The sequence below is a fragment of the Stenotrophomonas sp. AS012628 genome (genome assembly GCF_010608305.1).
Taxonomy (GTDB): Bacteria; Pseudomonadota; Gammaproteobacteria; order Xanthomonadales; family Xanthomonadaceae; genus Stenotrophomonas; species Stenotrophomonas geniculata.
Genome location: NZ_VMBJ01000338.1, coordinates 1 through 205, shown reverse-complemented (window position 1 = coordinate 205; position 205 = coordinate 1). Strand labels below are relative to the sequence as shown.

The 205-nt window shown below is 64.9% G+C and carries 1 protein-coding gene; it reads right to left on the bottom strand.

The features are described from left to right. On the bottom strand, positions 1–205 hold a 205-nt coding region (locus G5A07_RS22170), incomplete at both ends, for a hypothetical protein (RefSeq protein WP_223107936.1).

Here is a 205-nt window from a genome sequence, read left to right as displayed (position 1 = left end):
CACCCAGGCGTCGCAGAACAGGTCGCCACGCTTGGTTTTGGTGGAGGCCTTGCAGCGCTTAAGCTCGGTGGCGATGTAGTCGCGGCGGGCCTTGCGCACCTGGCGCAGCAGGATCGCCATGGTGTAGCTGGCCACCTCGGCCATTTCGCCCACGAAGCGCCATTGGCCGATGCCAGCCGCGAAGAACAGCTTGCAGGAGTATGCC